General features: G+C 73.7%; 22 protein-coding genes and 1 pseudogene. 13 read left to right on the top strand and 10 right to left on the bottom strand.

The genetic code is table 11. The features are described 5' to 3' along the window. A partial coding sequence (locus tag ABZS51_RS37975; RefSeq protein WP_355451772.1) for a histidine kinase occupies positions 1-952 on the bottom strand: 952 nt, incomplete at its 3' end. 98 nt (positions 953-1,050) lie between these two features. Continuing rightward, a complete protein-coding gene (locus ABZS51_RS37970; protein WP_355451769.1) occupies positions 1,051-1,947 on the bottom strand; it encodes an aryldialkylphosphatase in 897 nt (298 codons plus the stop codon). Positions 1,948-2,108: 161 nt separating this feature from the next. Between ABZS51_RS37970 and ABZS51_RS37965 the strand changes: the two genes are divergently transcribed. Together ABZS51_RS37965 and ABZS51_RS37960 are read left to right on the top strand one after the other, a co-directional pair. Further along, positions 2,109-2,564: a TIGR02611 family protein gene (locus ABZS51_RS37965; RefSeq protein ID WP_355451766.1), complete on the top strand. Its 456-nt coding sequence runs from the start codon at positions 2,109-2,111 to the stop codon at positions 2,562-2,564. Between the two features lie 95 nt (positions 2,565-2,659). Next, positions 2,660-3,715 carry a hypothetical protein gene (locus ABZS51_RS37960; protein ID WP_355451763.1) on the top strand — a complete coding sequence of 352 codons (1,056 nt, stop codon included), beginning with the start codon at positions 2,660-2,662 and terminating at the stop codon, positions 3,713-3,715. A 48-nt stretch (positions 3,716-3,763) separates the two neighbouring features. Here the strand turns inward: ABZS51_RS37960 and ABZS51_RS37955 are convergent, their stop codons facing one another. Continuing rightward, entirely contained in the window at positions 3,764-4,084 is a 321-nt protein-coding gene (locus ABZS51_RS37955) for a co-chaperone GroES (protein WP_310715865.1), read from the bottom strand. Between the two features lie 167 nt (positions 4,085-4,251). Here ABZS51_RS37955 and ABZS51_RS37950 point away from each other — a divergent pair, with 167 nt between their 5' ends. Then, on the top strand, positions 4,252-5,505 hold the full coding sequence (locus ABZS51_RS37950) for an ArgE/DapE family deacylase (RefSeq protein WP_355451760.1): 1,254 nt from the start codon (positions 4,252-4,254) through the stop codon (positions 5,503-5,505). Here ABZS51_RS37950 and ABZS51_RS37945 read toward each other — a convergent pair. From ABZS51_RS37945 to ABZS51_RS37935, 3 genes are all read right to left on the bottom strand, one after another. Further along, positions 5,502-6,398 (bottom strand): ABC transporter ATP-binding protein, encoded by an 897-nt coding sequence (locus ABZS51_RS37945; RefSeq protein ID WP_355451757.1) that lies wholly within the window; start codon positions 6,396-6,398, stop codon positions 5,502-5,504. The genes ABZS51_RS37950 and ABZS51_RS37945 overlap by 4 nt on opposite strands. 72 nt (positions 6,399-6,470) lie before the next feature. Further along, positions 6,471-7,472, bottom strand: a complete 1,002-nt coding sequence (locus tag ABZS51_RS37940) for an iron chelate uptake ABC transporter family permease subunit (RefSeq protein ID WP_355451754.1) — start codon at positions 7,470-7,472, stop codon at positions 6,471-6,473. A gap of 42 nt (positions 7,473-7,514) precedes the next feature. After that, on the bottom strand, positions 7,515-8,597 hold the full coding sequence (locus ABZS51_RS37935) for an iron chelate uptake ABC transporter family permease subunit (RefSeq protein ID WP_355451751.1): 1,083 nt from the start codon (positions 8,595-8,597) through the stop codon (positions 7,515-7,517). Between the two features lie 85 nt (positions 8,598-8,682). Here ABZS51_RS37935 and ABZS51_RS37930 point away from each other — a divergent pair, with 85 nt between their 5' ends. Further along, complete coding sequence (locus ABZS51_RS37930; RefSeq protein ID WP_355451748.1) at positions 8,683-9,702, top strand: ABC transporter substrate-binding protein; 1,020 nt, start codon at positions 8,683-8,685, stop codon at positions 9,700-9,702. Here ABZS51_RS37930 and ABZS51_RS37925 read toward each other — a convergent pair. Together ABZS51_RS37925 and ABZS51_RS37920 are read right to left on the bottom strand one after the other, a co-directional pair. Then, entirely contained in the window at positions 9,686-12,124 is a 2,439-nt protein-coding gene (locus tag ABZS51_RS37925) for a helicase-associated domain-containing protein (RefSeq protein ID WP_355451745.1), read from the bottom strand. The genes ABZS51_RS37930 and ABZS51_RS37925 overlap by 17 nt on opposite strands. A 77-nt stretch (positions 12,125-12,201) precedes the next feature. After that, the gene (locus ABZS51_RS37920; RefSeq protein ID WP_310715879.1) at positions 12,202-12,705 is read right to left on the bottom strand and encodes an ATP-binding protein; all 504 of its coding nucleotides are present in this window, start codon (positions 12,703-12,705) and stop codon (positions 12,202-12,204) included. 223 nt (positions 12,706-12,928) lie between these two features. On the opposite strand from ABZS51_RS37920, the gene ABZS51_RS37915 reads away from it, so the two are divergent. From ABZS51_RS37915 to ABZS51_RS37900, 4 genes are all read left to right on the top strand, one after another. Beyond that, entirely contained in the window at positions 12,929-13,750 is an 822-nt protein-coding gene (locus ABZS51_RS37915) for a helix-turn-helix transcriptional regulator (protein ID WP_355451775.1), read from the top strand. Further along, on the top strand, positions 13,751-13,987 hold the full coding sequence (locus ABZS51_RS37910; RefSeq protein WP_113703532.1) for a DUF397 domain-containing protein: 237 nt from the start codon (positions 13,751-13,753) through the stop codon (positions 13,985-13,987). It abuts the gene before it with no gap. A gap of 170 nt (positions 13,988-14,157) precedes the next feature. Next, positions 14,158-14,412, top strand: a complete 255-nt coding sequence (locus tag ABZS51_RS37905) for a hypothetical protein (RefSeq protein ID WP_310715881.1) — start codon at positions 14,158-14,160, stop codon at positions 14,410-14,412. 82 nt (positions 14,413-14,494) lie between these two features. After that, positions 14,495-15,241, top strand: coding sequence for a hypothetical protein (locus tag ABZS51_RS37900; RefSeq protein ID WP_355451741.1), 747 nt, complete (start codon positions 14,495-14,497; stop codon positions 15,239-15,241). A gap of 4 nt (positions 15,242-15,245) precedes the next feature. Here the strand turns inward: ABZS51_RS37900 and ABZS51_RS37895 are convergent, their stop codons facing one another. Continuing rightward, positions 15,246-15,836, bottom strand: a complete 591-nt coding sequence (locus ABZS51_RS37895; RefSeq protein ID WP_310715885.1) for a histidine phosphatase family protein — start codon at positions 15,834-15,836, stop codon at positions 15,246-15,248. A gap of 58 nt (positions 15,837-15,894) precedes the next feature. Here ABZS51_RS37895 and ABZS51_RS37890 point away from each other — a divergent pair, with 58 nt between their 5' ends. Next, positions 15,895-16,863 carry a zinc-binding dehydrogenase gene (locus tag ABZS51_RS37890; RefSeq protein WP_355451738.1) on the top strand — a complete coding sequence of 323 codons (969 nt, stop codon included), beginning with the start codon at positions 15,895-15,897 and terminating at the stop codon, positions 16,861-16,863. Positions 16,864-16,880: 17 nt separating this feature from the next. On the opposite strand, the gene ABZS51_RS37885 is transcribed toward ABZS51_RS37890, so the two are convergent. Continuing rightward, positions 16,881-17,792 (bottom strand): TIGR03621 family F420-dependent LLM class oxidoreductase, encoded by a 912-nt coding sequence (locus tag ABZS51_RS37885; protein WP_355451735.1) that lies wholly within the window; start codon positions 17,790-17,792, stop codon positions 16,881-16,883. 111 nt (positions 17,793-17,903) lie between these two features. Here ABZS51_RS37885 and ABZS51_RS37880 point away from each other — a divergent pair, with 111 nt between their 5' ends. The 4 genes and pseudogenes from ABZS51_RS37880 to ABZS51_RS37865 all read left to right on the top strand — a co-directional run. Continuing rightward, positions 17,904-18,671: a phytanoyl-CoA dioxygenase family protein gene (locus ABZS51_RS37880; protein ID WP_355451732.1), complete on the top strand. Its 768-nt coding sequence runs from the start codon at positions 17,904-17,906 to the stop codon at positions 18,669-18,671. Continuing rightward, on the top strand, positions 18,656-19,612 hold the full coding sequence (locus tag ABZS51_RS37875) for a phosphotriesterase-related protein (protein WP_355451729.1): 957 nt from the start codon (positions 18,656-18,658) through the stop codon (positions 19,610-19,612). The genes ABZS51_RS37880 and ABZS51_RS37875 overlap by 16 nt, the downstream gene beginning before the upstream one ends. Beyond that, positions 19,609-20,802, top strand: a complete 1,194-nt coding sequence (locus tag ABZS51_RS37870) for a cytochrome P450 (protein WP_355451726.1) — start codon at positions 19,609-19,611, stop codon at positions 20,800-20,802. The genes ABZS51_RS37875 and ABZS51_RS37870 overlap by 4 nt, the downstream gene beginning before the upstream one ends. A gap of 25 nt (positions 20,803-20,827) precedes the next feature. After that, positions 20,828-20,929 (top strand): annotated as a pseudogene (locus ABZS51_RS37865) (N-acetylmuramic acid 6-phosphate etherase); the annotation flags it as partial.

The raw sequence follows: 20,929 nt of genomic DNA, 5'->3' as shown, positions 1-20,929 counted from the left end.
AGTGAAGGGGGGGGGGCCCGCCAGGGGTGCCCCCGTTACCCTGCGGCCGGGGGGGTGAGGGGTTTGTTAGACCCCCCCCGCCCCCGCCCGCGCCGGGCTGGCCGGCCCGTCCCGGGGTGCCGGCCGGGTGGTTGACGATCTCCACGATGTACGCGTCCGGCTCGGCGGCCAGCCGGACCCGGGTGGCGGCGGAGGGGCCGGCGTGGCGCAGGACGTTGGTGAGGGACTCGCGGACGACGCGGTAGACGGCGTCATGCAGGCGAGCGGGCACGGCCGGCTCGTCCGGCTGGACCTTCACGCGCAGGCCCGTGGCGCGCACTCCGTCGACGAGCGCCCGCAGCCCACCGTCCGTGGGCCGCGTGTCTGACGTGCTCTCCGAGGGGCGGGGATCCAGGCGGTCGAGGGCGGTACGGAGCTGCGCCAGGGCGGTCAGGCTCGTCTCGCGGATGGCCCGTAACGAGGCGCGCGCCTGCTCGGGATCGTCGTCCAGCGTGACCAGGGCGACCCCGGCCTGCATGGCGATGGCCGCCAGCCCGTGACCGGCCGCGTCGTGGACCTCGCCCGCGATCCACGCCCGCTGCGCCGCGAACGCGTCCCGTCGGGTCTCGTGGGCCTGGTGGGTTCTCCCGGCGGGGAGGACGGTGGCGGCGGGCCGGGCCGCCGCCGGCAGACCCCATGCCTTGGCCGGCGCGGCCGGAGGGAATGGGAGGGCGGCCTCGGCGGCGGGCGGAGGAGGTGGGAGAGCGGCCTCGGCGGCGGGCGGAGGGGGTGGGAGAGCGGCTTCGGCGGCGGCCGCGCGGGCCTGGGCGAGGCCGCTGAACGACCAGGGGACGGCGAGCCAGCCGGCCCACACCAGCATCATCACGACCGGCACGTCGCCCAGCCGCGTCAGGCGTGACAGCCGCCCGAACCGGCCGCGCGACCGATCGCCGCTGCGCGTGTCCTCGCTCACCGTCCCCCATCCGGCCAGGCCCGTATCGCACCGATCCTAGCCAGTTCGCGCACTCCCGGTGCTCCGGCGAGCGCGGCCCCTGGGGAAGGCGCGGACGGTCAGGCGGCGCCGGCCGTGAGCCAGCGGAGGGGGTTGTCGCGGGTGACCAGCCGGATCGTGTCCTCGTCGACGCCGGCCTCACGCAGGCGCGGCAGCACCGCCTGGAACACATGGGCGTACCCCGGCCCGCCGTACCTGCCGGTCTGCGCCACCCGGCTCGTCCCGGTGCTGACCAGCAGCCGCTCCGCGTGTCCCTCCTCGATGAGGCCGAGCGCGACCCGTACCGCGGCGTCCACGCCGTTGCCCAGCGCCGTCACGCTCACGTACGCGCCGGACTCGGCGATCTTGCGGGCGACGGGCAGGTCCGAGCCCGCGTACCCGACGCCGACGCGAGCCGCGGGCAGCCCCTGGGCGAGAAGGATCTCCAGCACGCCGAGAGAGTCGCGGCCGTGCGTGGCGACCGGCAGGCGGGTGGCGACGGAGGCGTGGGCGGCGGCGATGAGAGCGCGTTCCTCGGCGGGCGTGGGCTCGGCGCCCCAGCAGCCGACCTCGCCGATCACTCCCGGGAACACCCCCGTCCCGTCGAGGCCGTTCGAGATCTCGTCCATGAGCAGCCGGGTGAGCGTGGGCACGTCCGCGTCTCTCGCCGGCGAGAACGGCTCGCTGAACACGCCGGTCGAGGCGATCACCGGCACCCGGGAGGCGGCGGCGACGCGGGCCAGGGCGGCGGCGTCGCGGCCCATGCCGAGGCAGGTGAGGTCGACGACGAGGTTCAGCCCGTCGGACAGGCGCAGGTCCCGGAGCTCGTCGATGACGGTGTGCTCCTCGTCGAGCCACCGGTACGGGTCGGACTCGATGCCGACCGCCCACCGCATGTCGGTGCGCAGGTGCTCGTGCGGGAGTACGGCGCCGTCCACCGAGGCAGCGCGGATGGGGCCGGTGACGGTGCGAAGCATGACCTCGGGCATAGCAGACATTAACCGATATTTGCTAAGTAGTGCCGCTTCGGCGAGAGATTTTACTTTAGGCCGGGTTTATAGATCATTATGCTTACGGTCGCATATGCCCCAGGCGTCGGCCGTATCCTTGGAGCACGACCGACTGTCCGGGGGGGGCTGTGCCGATCCACGACTCAGAGACGGGGGGCGCCGACGCGGTGAAGGACGAGGCCGCACGCGCGTCCGACATGCCCGCGCGCCGCGGCGGCCTGAACGGCTGGCTGGACGGCGTCCGCTCCACCCGCACCGGTGCCCTCACCCTCAAGATCGTCATCGGCGTGATCGGCGCCGTCATGGTCATCGGTGGGCTGATCATGGTGCCGTTCCCCGGGCCGGGCTGGCTCGTGGTGTTCGCGGGGCTGGCCGTGCTCGCCACCGAGTTCCACTGGGCGCGGCGGGTGCTGGAGTTCGGCAAGCGCACCCTGCACGCCTGGACCGAGTGGTACAAGCGGCAGGGCTGGCCCCTCCGCATCGTCGTGCTGCTCGTCACGGTGGCCGTCGCGGCCGCGATCGTGTACTTCGGCATGAAGGCCGTCGGCATCGACCTGCTCATGCTGAGCCGGCGCTTCTTCTGAGCCGGCGCTTCTACTGATCTACTGAGATCGGCCCGATCCATACCGGGCCGCTATCGCGCGGGATATCGCGGCGAACGGTGTCTAGTGTGCGGGGCGTGTCCGCCTCCGCCGCCGCCGTGCTCACCCTGACGCTCCTCGCCGCGCCCGCCGCACCGACGGTGCCCACAGCTCCGACGGTGCCCACAGCTTCCGCCGCGCCCGTCGCGCCCACCGCGTCGCCTGCGCCGACCGCGCCCGCCCGGCGGGCCGCCGCGCTGCCGCTCCCGGGCGTGAACGTGACGTACCAGCAGCAGACCGGCGATCCCGTACGCCTCAGCGCGTACGGGCTCGGCACGAAGGCCACGTACGTGCGCGCGCGCACCGGCGACGCGTTCACCGTGCGGGCAGCCGTGTCCGAGGCCGTGGTCTCGCCCGACGGGCGCATCCTCGCGGCCGTGCCCACGGCCTACCGGGCGGGCAAGGACGCCCTCCTCCTCACCGACCGGGCCACCGGCGCGCTGCGCCGCGTCCCCACCGTCACCAAGCCGCTGACCGCCTCGTCGATCTCGTGGTCCCGGGACGGCAGGCGGGTGGCCCTGACCGTGGAGCGCAAGACCGGCGGCTCCTGGCGCACCGCCGGCTTCACCGTCGTGGACGTGGCGGCCGGCACCGCCCGCACGGTCGCGGTCGCCGGCGTGGACGCGCGGGCCGCCTTCGCGTGGACGCCCGCGGGCGACCTCATCACCAGGCACGGCGACGGGCTGCGCGCCTACCGGGCCGCCGACGGCGCCGTTCTCAGCACGCACACCGCGCTCGGCCGCCCGACCGGCCCCGAGGACCCGTACTCGCCCTCCGGCCGCCGCCTGGCGCTGTGGTGCCCGCCGCGCTCCGCCGAGCGCCTCTGCGTCGCCGACCCCGCCACCGGGCAGATCATCAAGCGGGTCGCGGTACGGCCGACCGCCCTGTTCGGCTGGTGGGACGAGGACCACGTCATCGCGGTCATGCCGCAGGGGGGCGCCTACCGGCTGACCGTCGTGGGCCTGGACGGCAGGGCCTCCCGGACTCTGGCCGCCGTCCCGGCCCGCACGTGGACCGCCAAGCTCTGGCTGACCTTCAACCGCGCGGCGACCGGCGGCACCGCCGCCACCGGCGCGCTTCCCGGCGGCGTCTGAGCCCGACAGGCCCGGCCGGTCGCGTGCGCGGCCGGACGGGCCGGGTGCTCAGAGGTAGAGCCCCGTGCCGTGGTCGGTCTCCTGCGTCGCCACCGCGTGCAGGTCGCGCTCCCGCATCACCAGGTAGACCTGCGCGTGCAACTCCACCTCGAACTGCTCCTCGGGGTTGAGCAGGACCTTGTCGCCCACCTTGACCGAGCGCACGTTGGACCCGACACCGCAGACCTCTCCCCAGGCGAGCCGGTTGGCCAGCTTGACGGTGGCCGGGATGACGATCCCCGAGCCGCTCCGCCGTTCCTCGGCGTTCTGCTCCAGCCGGATCATCACCCGGTCGTGCAGCATCTGAATCTCGAACTTGGGCTCTGCCACGGGCCAAGTTTACGGGCGATCGCGGCACGGGGATCAGGGCAGGGCCGGTTCGGCCAGGACGGCGCCGCGATCCTCCGCCATCGAGGCGATCCGCGCCTCGACCCTGTTGTCTCCGGCTGCCGTCTCCTGGGTTCATGCCGGGCCGGCGGCGTGACTAGGGTTGCCTCATGCGCGAGGTGGAAGCCCGGGTCCTGGATGCCGTCGACGACCCCGGCACGGTGAGCCTGCTGGCCGAGACGGTCAGGGTGCCCAGTATCACGGGGACCGACGCCGAGTCGGAGCTCCAGCACCGCTTCGCCCGTCTCCTCACCGAGGCCGGTCTCGACGTGGACGTGTGGAAGGTCGACATCGAGGGGCTGCGGGCCCGCGACGGCTTCCCCGGCACCGAGGCGCCCCGGTCCGAGGCGTACGGCGTGGTTGGGGTGACCGGCGGCGAGGGCGTGCCCGCGCTGGCGCTCCAGGGCCACGTCGACGTCGTGCCGACCGGGGACCTGGCCAAGTGGGAGGGCAACGACCCGTTCGCCGCGCGGATCGTCGGCGACACCCTGCACGGCAGGGGCGCCTGCGACATGAAGGCCGGCCTGGTGGCCAACCTCGCCGTCGTCCGCGCCCTGCGCGCGGCCGGGGTGCGGCTGGTGCGGCCGCTCGCCGTGCACTGCGTGGTGAGTGAGGAGGACGGCGGGCTGGGGGCGTTCGCGACGCTGGCCCGGGGCCACACCGCCGAGGCGGCCGTCCTCACCGAGCCCACGAGCGGCACGGTCATCACGGCCAACGCCGGGGCGTTGACGTTCCGGCTGGAGGTCTCCGGCCGGGCCGCGCACGGCGGCGCCCGGACGGAGGGCGTCAGCGCGATCGAGGTGTTCTGGCCGGTGTTCGAGGCCATCCGGCGGGTGGAGGCCGAGCGCAACCGCGACGTGCCGCCCCTGTACGGGGACAACGCGCTGCCGTACCCGATCGAGATCGGCACCGTGCGGGCCGGCGACTGGGCGAGCACGGTGCCGGACCTGCTGGTCGCCGAGGGGCGGCTCGGCGTGCGGCTCGACGAGGACCCGGCCGACGCGCGCGCCGCCCTGGAGGAGGCGGTGCTGGGCGCGCCGAGCCCGTGGCTGCGCGAGAACCCGCCTGTGGTGACGTGGCCGGGCGGCCAGTTCGCCAGCGGGCGGCTGCCCGAGGGGCATCCGCTGCTGGGGGAGGTGAACCGGGCGGTCGCCGACGTCTCGGGCGCCTGGCCGCGCGAGGCCGCCGCGCCGTACGGGAGCGACCTGCGGCTGTACGCGGCGGGCGGCATCCCGTCGCTGCACTACGGCCCTGGTGACGTGCGGTTCGCGCACGCTCCGAGGGAGCAGGTGGAGCTGTCGGAGCTGCGCGAGGTGACCCGAGCCCTCGCCCTCCTCGCGCTCCGCGTCTGCGGCGTCCGCTAGGACCGGCGCCGCGACGCCCCGGACACGGACGCCCGCTCCGGCGACCTGGAGGCCCGCTCCGGCGACGTGGAGGCCCGCTCCGGCGACTCCGGGGCGCGGCGGCGGGACTCCGGGATGACGAGCGGCGTCCCCGACTGCGGATCGGTGATGATCTCGCAGCGCAGGTCGAACACCCGCGCCACCAGCTCCGGCGTCACGATCGCCGACGGGTCCCCCTCGGCGACGATCCAGCCGTCGCGCATGACGACGAGGTGCGTGGCGTAGCGGCACGCCTGGTTCAGGTCGTGCAACACCGCCACCATCGTGCGGCCGGCTTCGTGCAGGTCGGCGCACAGGTCCAGCACCTCGATCTGGTGCGAGATGTCGAGGAACGTCGTCGGCTCGTCCAGCAGCAGGATCGGCGTCTCCTGGGCCAGCGCCATCGCCAGCCACACCCGCTGCCGCTGCCCGCCGGACAGCTCGTCCACGATCCGCTCGGCCAGCCCCGTCACGTCGGTGGCGCGCATGGCCTCGGCCACGGCGGCCTCGTCCGCGCGCGACCACTGCCGCATGAGCCGCTGGTGCGGGTACCGCCCCCGGGCCACCAGGTCGGCCACCGTGATGCCGTCGGGCACGATCGAGCTCTGCGGCAGCAGGCCGAGCCGGCGGGCCACCTCCTTGGACGGCAGCGAGGTGATCAGGCTGCCGTCGAGGTGGACGGCGCCCTTCCTCGGCTTCAGCATGCGGGCGAGGGCGCGCAGGAGCGTGGACTTGCCGCAGGCGTTGGGGCCGATGATCACGGTGAACGACTCGTCGGGGATCGTCACGTCCAGGCCCTCGGCGACCACCCGCTGGTCGTAGGCGAGCGTCAGGCCGGACCCCGTGAGCCGGGCGGCGGGCGGGGACGGGAGCATCAGCGGCGGTCCTTTCCCAGCGGGAGCATCAGTGACGGTCCTTTCGCGGCGCGGGCATCGGTGGCGCCGGCATCAGTGGCGGTCCTTGCGGAGCAGGAGGGCGAGGTAGACGCCGCCGATCGCGGCGGTGAGGACGCCCACGGGCAGCTGGGCGGGCGCGATGACCCGCTGCGCCGCCAGGTCGGCCGCCGTCAGGAGCACGGCGCCGGTGAGCGCCGAGGCGGTCATGGTGACGCCGGAGGAGCGGGTCAGCCGCCGGGCGAGCTGCGGCGCGGCGAGGGCCACGAAGACGACCGGCCCGGCGGCGGCCGTGGCCACACCGCACAGCAGCACCCCGGCGACGACGGCCGCCGCGTCGTCGCCCATCTCCATCATCCGCATCGGCCGGGACACGTACGCGCAGACCGGCAGCAGGACGGCCACCGCCGCGCCGACCGGGATCGCGTGCTCCCAGCCGCGTCCGCCGAGGCTGCCGGTGAGCCAGGCGCCGGCGGTGGCGGCGTCGTTGATGTTGGCGCGGGTCAGCAGGTACGAGTTGACGGAGACGAGCAGCGCGTTCGCGCCGATGCCGACGAGCACGAGCCGGTAGCCCTGCACCCCGCGCCGGAACGCCAGCCCGTACACCAGGGCGGCCGTCACCACGCAGCCCGCCAGCGAGCCGCCCGCGATGTGCAGGGCGGTGCCGCCGGAGACGACGGCGAGGATGCCGCCCGTGGAGGCGCCGGCGGTGAAGCCGATGAAGTCGGGGCTGCCGAGCGGGTTGCGGGTGAGGCTCTGGAAGATCGCGCCGCTCATCCCGAAGGCCGCGCCGACCAGCAGGCCGGTGACGACCCTGGGGGCGCGCAGCCTGGACACGATGAGCTCGGCGACGGGCGTGCCCTGCCCGAACACCGCCTTCAGCACGTCGGGCACGGGCACGGTGAACTCGCCGGTGGAGATGGCCAGCACGGCCACGACGAACCCGGCGGCGACGAGCCCGAGGCAGGCCGACAGCGCCCGGGGCGCCGGCCGTACCGACCAGGACCCGAGACGCGCCACCCGCCGGGGGCGGGCAGGAGAGGGGGAGAGGGTCACGAAAGAGCTCCAGCGCGGGACGGGGGGAGAGTCATGGGGGCGTCACAGGGCGGCGAGCCTCCTGCGCCGGGCCATCAGGATGAAGACCGGGGCGCCCAGCAGCGCGCACATGATGCCGACCTGCACCTCTCCGGGCCGCGCGATGAGCCGTCCGACCACGTCGGCCGCCAGCAGCAGCGCCGGAGCGGTGAGCACCGTGTACGGCAGCACCCACCGCTGGTCCCCGCCCACCACCGCGCGCACGGCGTGCGGCACCGCGAGGCCCACGAACCACAGGGGCCCGGCCGCCGCGGTCGCCGACCCGCACAGCAGGGTCACGGCCACGCCCGCGAGCAGGCGGGTCCGGCCCACGGCCACGCCGAGGGCCCGGCCGGTGTCGTCGCCGAGCGACAGCAGGTTGAGCGGCCGGGCCAGCAGCAGCCCGATGACGATGCCCGCGACCATGAACGGCGCCAGGCGCACCAGCGTGGCCGCGTCCTGACCGGCCAGCGACCCGGTCAGCCAGAACCGCATCCGGTCGAACGTCTTGGCGTCGATCCGCAGGAGCGCCGAGGACGCGGCGGTGAGTGCCATGCCCACGGCGACGCCCGCCAGCGCGAGCCGCACCGGGGCGGAGCCGGAGCGGCCCGCCGAGCCCAGCGCGTAGACGAGGACGGAGGCCACCGCCGCGCCTCCGAAGGCGAACCACACGTACACGGCCGGGTCCGAGAGCCCGAGCAGGGCGAGCGCCACGGTGACGCCCAGGGCGGCGCCCTGGTTGACGCCGAGCAGGCCGGGGTCGGCCAGCGGGTTGCGGGTGAGGCTCTGCATGATCGCGCCGGCCAGGCCGAGCGCCGCGCCCACGCCGATGCCGAGCAGCGTGCGCGGCACCCGCAGCTCGCGGATCACGGTGTGGTCGCTGGAGGCGCCGGGCGCGAGGAAGGCGTCGATCACCGTGGACAGCGGCACGGAGCGGGCGCCCAGCGCCACGCTGGCCAGCGCGACGAGCACCAGCACGCCGAGGGCCGCCACCAGGCCGGCGGTCAGGACCGCCGTCCGGCCGCGTCCCGTCGCCCCCGTGGGAGGGCTCTCCGCCGGCCGGCCGGCCATCGCGGGCGGCGATTCGATCTGATGGGCCGGGCGCACCCACCCCCCTCTCCTGGCGGTCAAACTTAGGTAAGGCTAATCTCATCACGCACGACGAAGGCAAGCCTAACCTTAGGAGTGGGAAATGTCCGAACCGGTACTGGCCCGCAGGGGCTTCCTCGTGGCGGCCGCGGGCCTGGCGGCGACGCTGACCCTGGCGGCGTGCGGGTCCGGCACCGGAACGGGGACCTCGGCGCCGAGCGGTTCCGCCGTACCGAGCGGGTCCGCCGGAGGGCCCTGGACGTTCACCGACGACCGCGGCCGCAAGCTGGAGCGACCGCAGCGCCCGGCGCGCATCGTGGCCCAGGTCGGCTCGGCCGCCGCGCTGTGGGACTTCGGGGTGCGGCCGGTGGCGGTGTTCGGCCCGCACAAGCTCAAGGACGGCAGCAGGGACCCGCAGGTCGGCAACGTCGACATCACCAAGGTCGAAGGCCTGGGCAACGTGTGGGACGAGTTCAACGTCGAGAAGTACATCTCGCTCCAGCCCGACCTGCTGGTCAGCAACATGTACGAGAAGGACACCCTCTGGTACGTCCCGGAGAAGTCCAAGGACACCATCGAGCAGGTCGCCCCCACGGCCGGCATCATGCTCACCGGCGCGAGCGCCACCGACGTGATCGGCCGCTACGAGGAGCTGGCCACCTCCCTCGGCGCCGGCATGCAGGGCGTCCCCGAGGCCAAGGCCCGGCTGGAGGCCGCCACGAAGGAGCTGGCCGCGTTCAAGGACCTGAAGATCCTCATGCTGTCGGGCGGCGCCGACGCGCTGTGGATCGTCAACCCGCCGGAGTACCCCGACATCGTCCACCTGACCCGCAACGGCCTGAACGTGGTGACCCCGTCCAAGGTGGACGAGGGCGGCTTCTTCCAGACGCTGAGCTGGGAGAACGCCGACACCTACGACGCCGACGTCATCCTGTACGACACCCGCAGCCAGGCGCTCCAGCCCGCCGAGATGATGAGGAAGCCGACCTTCGCCAAGCTCCCGGCGGTCAAGGCCGGGCAGCTCTACCCGTGGCGGGCCGAGACGCCCTTCAGCTACCAGGGCTACGCGGCCTTCGTCGAGGGGCTCGTGGCCGACCTGAAGAAGGCTAGTAAGCTGCCCTGACCTCGACGATCTCCGCCAGCGGGAACTCGAGGTAGTCGCCGGCCTCCTCGCACCAGGCGTCGAGCGCGGCGCCCTTGAGCTCGCCGTGGCTGATGGTGGCGGTCAGCCCGCCGGTCAGCGTGATGCCGGCCCGCACCCCGCGGTCCACCACGAACCCGAGCAGCGACTGCTGCGCGGTGGGCAGCCGGGTCGCCATCCGCCCGATGACGGCCCAGGTGCGGCCGGCCGGTTGCGCGCTCTGGCCGGCCGCGACCAGCCGGCGCGCGTGCTCGTACGGGTCGGGCGTGGGGTCGGCGACGATGTGCGCGAGGCCGTCGGGCCCGGCCAGCGCGGCGGCGCCGGACGGGACGGGCCGCTCCGGCAGCTCGGCCACCTGGCCGCCGGGCAGCAGGACCAGCTTGCCGCCCGGCGGCGGCTCCTCGGGCCGGACCCGCCGGATGGTGATCTCGCCGGTGTCGGCGACGGGCACCGGCGCGTAGCCGTTGTCGCGCAGCACGGCGAGCGTGCGTTCGGCGTCGGCCGAGCCGACCAGCACCGTGGGGGCCAGCAGGCGCAGCCCGAGGCGGGTCAGCCGCCGGTTGGCGGCGATCTCGGCGAGCAGCGCCGGGTCGGACGCCTGCACCACGCAGCCGACCGTGGTCACGGTCACCTCGCCGTGGCGGCGGGCCACGTCGCGCACGAGGTAGTCGAGCGGCTGCGGCACGGTGCCGACGGCGGCCAGCTCGTCCAGCAGCTCGTCGGCGTCGTGGCCGTGGTCGAGCGCGCCGCGCACGCTCTCGGGCGTGAACCGCCACACCGAGGCCGACCCCCGCGACTCCCGCTCGGCCACCCGGTCGAGCAGCGCGGCCAGCTCGGCCGCGGGCGGCCCGGTGACCACCGCGGTCAGGTCGGGGCCGAACAAGGCGCTCCTGCGCACGCTGGCCAGCGCCCGGGTGGACGCCTCCACCAGCATCGGGTCGTGCTCGACGAGCGGGACGACCTCGTCGTTCTCGTCGCCCGCGCGCGCGGCCAGCCCGGCCAGGGCCCGGCCGAGGTCGGTGAGCGAGTCGTTGGCGATCAGGCCGAGCAGCCGTGCCTCCTCCAGCGCCGCCGAGGCGCACTCGCCGAGCATCTCCCGGTCGAGCAGCGGAGCGTGCCAGTGCACGTTGGCGATCAGGCCGGCGCGGTCGGCGAACGCGGTGCCCGACGGCAGGTGGGCCAGCACGGGCAGCACCGCCCGGCGGATGCGGGCCACGGCCGGGCCGGACCGGTCGTCGCCGAGCAGGGTGCCGTACCTGCCGTCGAGGCGGCGCAGCGACGAGCGCTCCATCCGCCACCACGCCGACAGCAGCACCCTCAGCCGCGCCGCGCCCTCGTCGAGCCGCCACCGGTCGAACCGCTCGGTCGGCACCATGCCGCCCGCCTGCTCGTCCCAGGCCAGCAGCCGGGCCACCGCGCAGATCTCCAGCAGCAGCCGGGTCTCGTCCTCGTCGCAGCCGGTCTCCTTGGCCACGCGCCGCACCTCCCGCACGCCCACGCCGCCGGTCTTGAGCAGCGGGAGCGGCGTCTTGGAGATGTTGTCGAGCAGGGCCGCGCACCGCTCCACCACGTGCGGCGCGGCCAGCGTCATCAGGTGGTCGACCTCTTCGGGGTCGATGGGGATCGTGGCCACCTCGGGCGGCTCGGGCGTGAACGGCGGACGATGGCCGGGGCCGCGCAGGCACAGCGCCACCTCGCGCGGCATCTCGGCGACGTGCCAGCTCGGCCGGTAGAGCAGGCCGTGGTCGGCGCTCCACTTCTCGGGGGTGCCGGGCGTGACGAACCTGCCGCCGTCCACGTCGCGGACGGGGCCGCTCCAGGCGAACTCGTCCAGCAGCTCGCGCGTGCCCTCGGGGGCGTGGCGCAGCAGCGCCGCCAGGTGCGCCGGGTCGGCGAGCACCTCGCTGACCCGGGCGATCGCGCGGCGCTTGTGGCCGCCCGAGGGCAGGCCGAGGCGGCGGGCCAGGGCGCGCAGGGTGTCGAGGCTGATCGTCCAGGAGTTGAGGTAGTGGTCGAGGGGCTCGCCGAGGCCCAGCGGGGTGGGCCACCAGCGCGCGACCGCCTCGGCCAGGTGGATCGCGCCTTCGGCGTCGGGCCAGGCCAGCGCGTGGTCCTGCAGCCGGTCGAGCCAGGGAGTCAGCTCCCCGAGCGGCACGCCGAGGAACTCCGCCACCCGCTCCGGCGTGGCATGGCGGACCACGAGGGACGCCTGGGCGAGCTCCAGGCAGGGCAGCGGCAGGCCGCGCAGCGCCTCCATGACGGCGAAGCCGTTGGACAGCCGCTGGGCGAGCGTGTCGAGCCGCCGCGGCCAGGGCGCGGCGATGGCGTCGGGCCGGTTGGAGAGAATGCGGCCGAGCCGGTCTTCGTCGAGTGTCCGCAGCCAGCCGAGCAGGTGATCATCCATCGGTCAGCACTCTCAGGGGTCGCGCGCGGGACTCACCGTGAGCCATGAGCATCCACGGTAGTGCAGATCACCCCCGGTCAGGTGAGGACTGCCCAGACGATCTTCCCTTGTGGTGCGAGCGCCGACCAGCCCCAGCGCAGGCTCAGGGATTCGACGATGTGCAGCCCCAGCCCGCCGGCGTCGAGGGGGCCGGGATAGCGCAGCACCGGCACCTCGGAGGCCGGGTCGGTGAACGCGCTGGTGACCAGTGACCCCCGGCGTACCAGTGACATGTGCACGGGCGGGCAGGAGCCGGGATCGGAGACGTGCAGTCCGTGGCGGAGCGCGTTGGTCGCCAGCTCGGAGACGACCAGCTCCATGTTCTCGGTGAGCTCCTCCAGCTTCCAGCCGCTCAGCGCCCCCATGGCGAAGGCGCGTGCCGCGTGCACGGAGGAGGGGGTGGGGGGAAGGACGAACGTGGCGCTCGCGGACGGCCCGGGGGCCAGCAGATCGCGCGCCGCCTCGGGCCACCAACCGACGGGGGGCCACCAGTCGAACGTGGTCCATTGGCCGGAAGCCAGGGTGGGTTGCACATAGATCATTCTGCGGCAAACTCTCGTGCAGGTGCAAGGGCGAATGCACGTGCAGAGGGTGCGTGCAGGCGCTACGGTTTCCCTCAAATGGTCAAACCGGCGGGAAAGGGGATCTTGGCCGCGGTTGATGATCTTTCGACCGTGAAGTGACAGACTAGGTGTCAAGGAAACGACCAAGGAGCAGCGCGTGTCCATTGATCCGCCGGGTTCTGGTTCGACCGTCAGGCGCATCATGCTCGGGGCGAGTCTCAGGCGCCTGCGCGAGGCCAGCGAGCTCACCCGCGACCAGGCCGGATTCCACATCCGGGCGTCCGAGTCCAAGATCAGCCGGATGGAGCTCGGTCGCGTCGGATTCAAGACACGTGATGTCGAAGACCTGCTCACCCTGTACGGCGTCGTCGACGACGCCGAACGCCGTGCTCTGCTGGAGATGGTCCGCGAGGCCAACACCCCCGGGTGGTGGCACAAGTACTCGGCCGTGCTGCCCTCGTGGTTCACCACCTATGTCGGGCTGGAGGAGGCCGCGAGCGTGATCCGCACCTATGAGGTGCAGTTCGTGCCCGGCCTGCTGCAGACGGCCGCCTACGCGCGCGCGGTCTTCCAGCTCGGCAACCCCGATGCCGGCCCCGCGGAGATAGAACGCCGCGTGCATCTGCGCATGCAGCGGCAGGAGCGCTTCACCCAGAAGGACGGGCCGCGCCTGTGGGCCGTCATCGACGAGGCGACGCTCAAGCGGACCATCGGCGGGCGGGACGTCATGGCCGAGCAGCTCCAGCACCTGCTGGAAGTCGCCGCACTGCCCAACATCACCCTCCAGGTGATGCCCTTCAGATACGGCATGCACGCCGCTGAAGGGGGCGCGTTCAGCATCTTGCGGTTTCCCGAGTCCGATTTGTCGGACGTTGTCTATGTCGAGCAGCTCTGGGGTGCCCTATACCTGGACAAACGTGAGGACATCGACCCGTACCTCACGGCCATGGAGCAGTTATGCGTGGAGAGCACCACGCCCGGGGGCACCGTCGAGCTCATCGGCGGTCTTCTCAGAAAGATGTAGATGAAGCAGACCTACAACGGCATGCCCGCGACCGACCTGAAGCAGGTCGCCTGGCGTAAGAGCCGCTACAGCAACTCGCAGGGCAACTGCGTGGAGCTCGCCCAGCTTCCTGACGGCGGCGTCGCGGTGCGCAACTCGCGTTTCCCCGACGGTCCGGCCCTGATCTACACCCGTGACGAGATCCGGGCCCTCGTGCTCGGGGTCAAGGACGGGGAGTTCGACGGGCTCCTGGTCTGAGGGGGGCGATCCGAGGGCCGGCCTGAGGGGGCCGGTCCGATGCGTCCGGTCCGACGGGACCGTTCCGATGGGGGTGGCGTAACCGCGTGTTAACCTCCGGCGCGCCCGCTTAACGGCGGCGCGCCGGGGGCGTAACGGTTCCGCCCCGCGGACCGGACAGGATGCGGTCCATGCTCGACCAGATGACCCTCTATCCGATCGCCGACGACGTGCTCTTCGCGCCGGGCGGCAAGGTCGTGATCCGCACGTACGGCGTGGCGCCGGCGGAGTCCGGAACCGTCTCCTACCGCACGTGGGTGACCGGCATCCGCGACCAGCCCCGCTACTGGCACTGGGGCCACTTCGAGGACGCGGCGTCCGGCCACCGCCGGGTGCTGGAGTGGCTGACGGGCAGGGGGCCGCAGCCCGCCCAGTCGCTCTCCTGACCCTGCCCGCGTCTCCTCCGGCCGTGTTACGCTCACGCCTGAGCCGAGCAATCGCTTGGTCATGTGAGGTCGAGGAGGCGTGGTGCGCCGGGCCATCTACCTGATCGAAGAGGTCGACTTCCGCCCCATGAACTCCCGGCGGCCCCTGGAGTACCTCACCTGGCTCACCCGCTACAAACGCGAGGACGAGTCCCTCGAACGCCCCACCCTGACCTCAGGGACGTCCATCAGGTCCCGCGACATCGACCTCGCGGGCGCCTTCTACGCGGTCGGCATCACCGGCCACCCCCAGTTCAAGGCCGTCACGCTGTGGGAGTGCCACGGCGGCTGGGACGGCGGCTGGCGGCAGATGATGAACATCTACCGCGGCGTGGACGACCGCCTCTTCCTGTCGGACATCGACGACCTGCGCTTCTCCGCCTTCTCCCGCCCGCTCGGCGCCGTGCCGGGCACGCCGTCGCTCGCCGGCGTGGGGCGCGCCGAGTTCTACCTGTTCGAGAGCGCCCGCGTACGGCCCGGCGCCGCGCTCGACTACCTGGAGGCGGTGCGCACCGAGCGGGCGCCCCTGATGGCCGAGCACGGGCACGAGCTGGTCGGCCTGTACGAGGTGCTGTTCTGCGACACCGAGGCGGTCACGATCTGGGGCGTCTCCCTGGACGACCACCTGCGCACGCAGCGCGCCCGCGACGCCGCGCTCGGCCTCGACGACGAGGCGGAGCCCGACGACCGGCTGCTGACCTGGGCCAAGAGGGCCCGCGACCACCTGGACGGGCCGTGGCGCGAGACCCTCCTCGCCCCGTTCCCCGGCAGCCGCCTGGCCCCCTGGTGAAGGCTCAGGCCGGGGTGACGGGAGCGTTCCAGGTGACGACGACCGGCTCGCCGTGCTCGAAGCCGAGCCGCGAGTAGGTTCCGGTCTCCAGCTTGAACAGCCGCCCGTCCTCCGGCGGCAGCCGCAGCCACCGGGCCGCGATCACCCTCAGCATGTGACCGTGGGCCACCAGCGCCACCCGCCCCTCCGCGGCCAGGGCCCGGGCGATCACCCGGTCGGCCCGCGCGCCCACCTCGGCCACCGTCTCGCCGGGATGCTCCGCGTCGCCGGGTGTCACGCCGTCACGCCACAGGTACCAGCCGGGCCGGGTCTCGCGGATGGTCGGCGTGGTCACGCCCTCATAGCCGCCGTAGTCCCACTCCCACAGATCCGGATCCACCTCGTACGAACCGAGCCCGGCCAGCTCGGCGGTGCGGCGGGCGCGTCCCGCCGGCGAGGTGAGCACCAGGTCGAACACGCACTCCTTGACCAGGGGGGCGAGCGCCCGCGCCTGCTCCTCGCCGTTCGGCGTCAGCGGCACGTCGGTACGCCCGGTATGCCTGCCGGTCCGGCTCCACTCGGTCTCACCATGCCTGAGCAGCAACATCTCATCCATGCCTCCCATCATCCGGCACGCTTGACCTCAACTTCACTTGAGGGACCAGTCTGGGCCCATGGACGTGATCACTCTTGCCGCCTACGGTCCCCCCGAGAACCTCCGCCTCGTCACCCAGCCCGACCCCGAGCCCGGCCCCGGCCAGGCGCGCGTGGCGGTGCGCGCCGCGGGCGTGCACTTCATCGAGACGCTGCTGCGGCGCGGCGTGCCGGTCGGCCCGCACCCCGCGCCCGCGCTGCCGGCCGTCCTCGGAGGCGAGGTGGCGGGCGTGGTCGACGCGGTGGGGGACGGCGTCGATCCGGCCCTGCTGGGCGCCCGCGTGGTGACCGGCGACCTGGAGTCCGGCGGCTACGCGTCGCTGGCGGTGGCGGAGGCGGCGTCGCTCCTGCCGCTCCCCGCGCACGTGTCGTACGGGGCGGCGGTGGCCATGGTCACGACCGGCACGACCACGATGGGCCTGCTGGAGCTGGCGCCGGTGACGGAGACGGACGTGGTGCTCGTCATGGCGGCGGCGGGCGGCGTGGGGACGCTGCTCGTGCGGCACGCCCGTCAGGCCGGGGTGGCGGTCGTGGGGGCGGCGGGCGGACCGGCCAAGGCGGAGTGGGTCGCCGCGCTGGGCGCCGCGCTCGCGGTGGACTACCGCGAGCCCGGCTGGGCCGACGTCGTACGGGAGCGGGCCGGCGAGGTGACGGTCGTGTTCGACGGCGTGGGCGGCCGGCTGGGCGAGGAGGCGTTCGGCCTGCTCGCGAAGGGCGGCCGGCACGTGGTGTACGGGCAGGCGGCGGGGGAGTGGTTCCGGCCGGCGGAGGAGGAGCTGGCGGCCCGCGGCGTCACCTCCCACGACGGGATCGGCCACCTGCTGTCCCGGCCGGGCGGCCTCGGCGACCTCGTGGAGTCGGCGCTCGCGGAGGCGGCCGCGGGGCGGCTGGAGCCGGCCGTCCAGGAGTTCCCGCTGCGGGAGGCGGCCGCCGCCCACCGCGCCCTGGAGGAGCGGCGCACGATGGGCAAGGTCGTCCTCACGGTGTGACGCGGCGGTCGCGGCGCTCACGTCCCGGCGAGCTCCTCCACGACGGGGGTGAGGACGCCGAGGTCGCGCTCGTGGTGGACGACGAAGTACGACAGGTCGTGCTCGTCGCGCCAGTGGCGGAGCCGGTCGGCGATGTCGCGCCGCGTCCCCGGCAGCACCTGCGGCGTGCCCTCCAGCCGCGAGCTGTCGGCGGCGCTCCACGCCTCCTCCGCCCTGCGCTCGCCGGCCTGGAGCACGCTGGTCCCCAGCTCCAGCCGGTCGTAGCGCTCGCCCGCCGCCTCCCGCACGGTCCGCAGCTTGGCGAGGTACGCCTCCGGACCCCCGTCGCGCTCGTCGGGCCCGCTGCCGTCGCCGCGCACCCGCGTCGTCAGGTGGACGACGTCCGCCTCGCGGGCCGCGAGCCGCAGCATCCGCCGCCCGCCCGCGCCGAGCAGCAGCGGCGGGTGCGGGCGGCTGACCGGCTTGGGCCACTGGTCGAGGTCCCGGACGCGGTAGTGGGCGCCGTCGAAGGAGAACGGACCCTCGCCCCACAGCCCCTTCAGCACGGCCAGCGCCTCGGCCAGCCGCTCCACCCGGACCCCGGGCGGCTCCAGCGCCATCCCGGCCGAGGCGTAGTCGCCGGCCATCCAGCCGGTGCCGAGCCCGACCTCCAGCCGGCCGTCCGACAGCAGGTCCAGCGTCGCCGTCTCCTTGGCCAGCACGGCAGGGTGCCGGAAGTCGTTGGCGAGGACCAGCGTCCCCACGCGCAGCCGGCTCGTCGCGCATGCCGCCGCGGTCAGGGCGGCCACGGGGGCGAAGCGGGGTCCGAGCAGGTGGTCGGGCACCAGGAGCACGTCGAACCCCGAGCCCTCCAGCCGCCTGGCCTTCTCGGCCCACTCCTTGCCGGACCCCGCCTGCCGTATCACGGCCCCGAACCTGAACCGCCGCACCGGGGGCCTCCTCTCGTACCAAGCGCTTGGTTCTAGCAGTGTACGCCGCGCGACCCGGGAATCGCCTCCGGCTACTTACCAAGCGCTTGCTTCAGATGCGAGACTGGCCGCATGGACATCCCGGTGCGCCAAGCGACGGACGACGAGGTGAGGTTCTTCCACCGGCACGGCTGGGTCCGGCTCCCCCGGCTGGTGCCCCCGGACACCGTGACGGCCCTGCGCGAGCGGGCGGCCGGCTACCTGGAGGCCCGCCGGAGGGAGCACGCCACGCTGGTCGACCAGGCGTTCGGCCAGTCACGCGACATCGCCGAGAGCGACGAGGCGTTCCGCGCGCTCGCCCTCGCCCCGGTGATGGGCCGCAACGCCACCCGCCTGCTCCACGGGGTGCGCGACGTCCGCGTCCAGGTGACCAACCTGCTCGTCAAGGAGCCGGGGGAGCACGGCGCGACCGAGTTCCACCAGGACTTCCCGTGGATGCCGATGGACCGCTCGGCCATGCTCACCGTCTGGCTCGCCCTGGCCGACGTGCCCGCCGACATGGGGTCGCTGCGCTTCTACGCCGGCTCCCACCGGCACGGCGTGCTCGGCCGCAGCTTCACCCGGACCGGCGACGACCAGCTCACGCAGCATCCGTGGCTGAAGGACCTGGAGCTGTCGCCCCCGCTCGACCTCCAGGCGGGGGACGCCACCGTCCACCACGCCCTGACCGTGCACGGGGCGCCCGCCAACCGGCGCGAGACGACCCGGCTGTCGTTCACGGTCACGTACTTCGACGCCGACGCCCTCTACACCGGCACGCCGTACCGGCAGACCGACGGGCTCGGCCTGGAGGTCAACCGGCCGTTCGACCATCCGAGGTTCCCGTGCCCGAGACCGTGAGGGGACCCGTCGCCGACCTCGGGGCGACGCTCATGCACGAGCACGTCTTCGGGCTGAGCCCCGAGATCCTGTGGAACTGGCCGGACATCCCCGAGGGCTGGGACCTGGAGACGCGCGCCCGGGAGGCCGCGGCCAAGCTGGACGCCGCCGGGGCCGAGGGCATCGACACGATCGTGGACCTCACCGTGGTCGGGCTCGGCCGGCACGTCCCGGCGGTCCAGCGGGTCGCCGAGCTGACCCGGGTGAACATCGTGGCCGCCACCGGCCTCTACACCTACGACGCGCTGCCCCCGTACTTCGGCAACCGCGGCCCCGGCACGCTGTTCGGCGGGCCCGACCGGCTGGCGGAGTTCTTCGTCCGCGACCTCACCGATGGCATCGGGCGTACCGGGGTGAAGGCCGCGATCCTCAAGTGCGCCACCGATCAGCCGGGCATGACCAAGGGCTGCGAGCGGGTCTTCCGCGCGGTGGCCGAGGCGCACCTGGAGACGGGCGCGCCCATCGCCACGCACTCCCACAGCCCGAGCCGGGGCGGCCTGGAGCAGCAGCGGCTGCTCGCCTCGCTCGGCGTGGACCTCGGCCGGGTCGTCATCGGCCACGCGGGCGACTCCACCGACGTGGCCTACCTGGAGGAGCTGGTCGCGAACGGCTCCTTCATCGGCATGGACCGCTTCGGCATCGGCACCATCAGCCCCTTCGAGGACCGCGTCGCGGTCGTGGCCGCCCTGTGCGAGCGGGGGCACGCGGGCCGCATGGTGCTCGGCCACGACTCGTACTGCTTCAACGACCGCTTCGACGCCGAGGTCGTACGCCGGCGCCACCCCGACTACCACCTGCTGCACGTCTCCCGTGACGTCCTGCCCGAGCTGCGCAGGCGCGGCGTCACCGAGGAGCAGATCCACCAGATGCTCGTCGACAACCCGCGGAGGATCTTCGGATGATCGAGGACTTCGACGTCGCCTCGGACTGGCACGTCGCCTCGCCGTACGCGTTCCTGGCCAGGCTGCGCAGGGAGCGGCCGGTGTTCCACAGCGGGCACCTCGGCGCGTACGTGCTCACCCGCCACGCCGACGTGCGCGCCGCGTACGGCGACCCGCGGCGCTTCTCCTCCAAGGGCTCGCTCACGATCTCCCGCAGCCTCACCCGGGAGACCCGCGAGAAGCTGGGCGAGCACGGCTCGTTCCTGTCGAGCTTCGTGGCCAACGTCGACCCGCCCGACCACACCCGGCTGCGCCGATCGGTGTCGCGGGCGTTCACGCCGCGCGCCGTGTCGGCGATGGAGGAGACGTTCCGGCGGCTGAACGAGGAGCTGGTCGACCGGATCGAGCCCCGGGGCCGGGCCGACTTCGTGACCGACCTCGGGCACGAGCCGTCGATCAAGCTGACCGCCCGCTTCATCGGCGTGCCCGAGGCGGACGAGGCGTTCGTGCAGGCGCACGTGAAGGACTGGTTCCAGCTCTTCCTGTCGCCGCAGCCGCCGGAGCGGCAGCTAGAACTGGCCGACAGCTTCCTCACCTACCTCGGCTACGTGGACCGGCTGGTCGCCGCCCGCGCCGAGCAGCCGCGCGACGACTTCACCTCGCTGATGACCTCGCTCATCGGCACCGAGCTGACCCACCGCGAGGTGGTGGAGCTGATCTCCACGATCCTGCTCGGCGGCAACGACACCGTCCCCAACCAGCTCGGCAACTCCGTCCTGCGGCTGCTGCGCGAGAAGGCGTGGCCGGTCCGGCCCGCCCTGATCCAGAACGCGGCCGAGGAGTGCATGCGGATCGACGGCGCCTCCCTCGGTTCGTTCCGGTACGCCACGACCGACCTCGTCCTGCACGGGGAGACGATCCCGGCCGGGTCGCTGGTGCTGCTGTCGACCGATTCGGCGGCCCACGACGAGACGGTGTTCGCTGACCCGGAGCGGTTCGTGATCGACCGGCCCAACGCGGACGCGCACATGGTGTTCGGGTACGGGATCCACTTCTGCGTCGGGGCCGCGCTCGGCCGGCTCCAGCTCCGCACGGCGCTGGAGGTGCTCGGACGGCGCCTGCCGGGGCTCCGGCTCGCCGCCGGTCAGGAGATCGCCTACCGCCGCTCCATCGTCGGGCGCGGGCTGCCGTCGCTGCTGGTGGAGTGGTGACGGCGGGCCGGCCCCTCGACGGGCCGCGCGGGCGACCCGGCTCAAGGCCGGCACCGCGCAGAAGCTCGTGCTCAACATGATCTCCACGATCGCGATGGTGCGGCTCGGGCGCACGTACGGAAACCGG

Origin of the sequence: Nonomuraea sp. NPDC005501, assembly GCF_040605905.1 — a bacterium.
Classification (GTDB): Bacteria; Actinomycetota; Actinomycetes; order Streptosporangiales; family Streptosporangiaceae; genus Nonomuraea.
This window is presented reverse-complemented; position numbering and strand designations above follow the sequence as displayed.

Bases quoted from the DNA above. Each gene is read 5' to 3' on its own strand.
- ABZS51_RS37920 (WP_310715879.1), bottom strand. From the start codon at position 12,705: ATGATCTATGTGCAACCCACCCTGGCTTCCGGCCAATGGACCACGTTC.
- ABZS51_RS37910 (WP_113703532.1), top strand. From the start codon at position 13,751: ATGAAGCAGACCTACAACGGCATGCCCGCGACCGACCTGAAGCAGGTC.
- ABZS51_RS37905 (WP_310715881.1), top strand. From the start codon at position 14,158: ATGCTCGACCAGATGACCCTCTATCCGATCGCCGACGACGTGCTCTTC.
- ABZS51_RS37925 (WP_355451745.1), bottom strand. From the start codon at position 12,124: ATGGATGATCACCTGCTCGGCTGGCTGCGGACACTCGACGAAGACCGG.
- ABZS51_RS37915 (WP_355451775.1), top strand. From the start codon at position 12,929: ATGCTCGGGGCGAGTCTCAGGCGCCTGCGCGAGGCCAGCGAGCTCACC.
- ABZS51_RS37895 (WP_310715885.1), bottom strand. From the start codon at position 15,836: ATGGATGAGATGTTGCTGCTCAGGCATGGTGAGACCGAGTGGAGCCGG.
- ABZS51_RS37870 (WP_355451726.1), top strand. From the start codon at position 19,609: ATGATCGAGGACTTCGACGTCGCCTCGGACTGGCACGTCGCCTCGCCG.
- ABZS51_RS37930 (WP_355451748.1), top strand. From the start codon at position 8,683: ATGTCCGAACCGGTACTGGCCCGCAGGGGCTTCCTCGTGGCGGCCGCG.
- ABZS51_RS37890 (WP_355451738.1), top strand. From the start codon at position 15,895: ATGGACGTGATCACTCTTGCCGCCTACGGTCCCCCCGAGAACCTCCGC.
- ABZS51_RS37945 (WP_355451757.1), bottom strand. From the start codon at position 6,398: ATGCTCCCGTCCCCGCCCGCCGCCCGGCTCACGGGGTCCGGCCTGACG.
- ABZS51_RS37970 (WP_355451769.1), bottom strand. From the start codon at position 1,947: ATGCTTCGCACCGTCACCGGCCCCATCCGCGCTGCCTCGGTGGACGGC.
- ABZS51_RS37950 (WP_355451760.1), top strand. From the start codon at position 4,252: ATGCGCGAGGTGGAAGCCCGGGTCCTGGATGCCGTCGACGACCCCGGC.
- ABZS51_RS37880 (WP_355451732.1), top strand. From the start codon at position 17,904: ATGGACATCCCGGTGCGCCAAGCGACGGACGACGAGGTGAGGTTCTTC.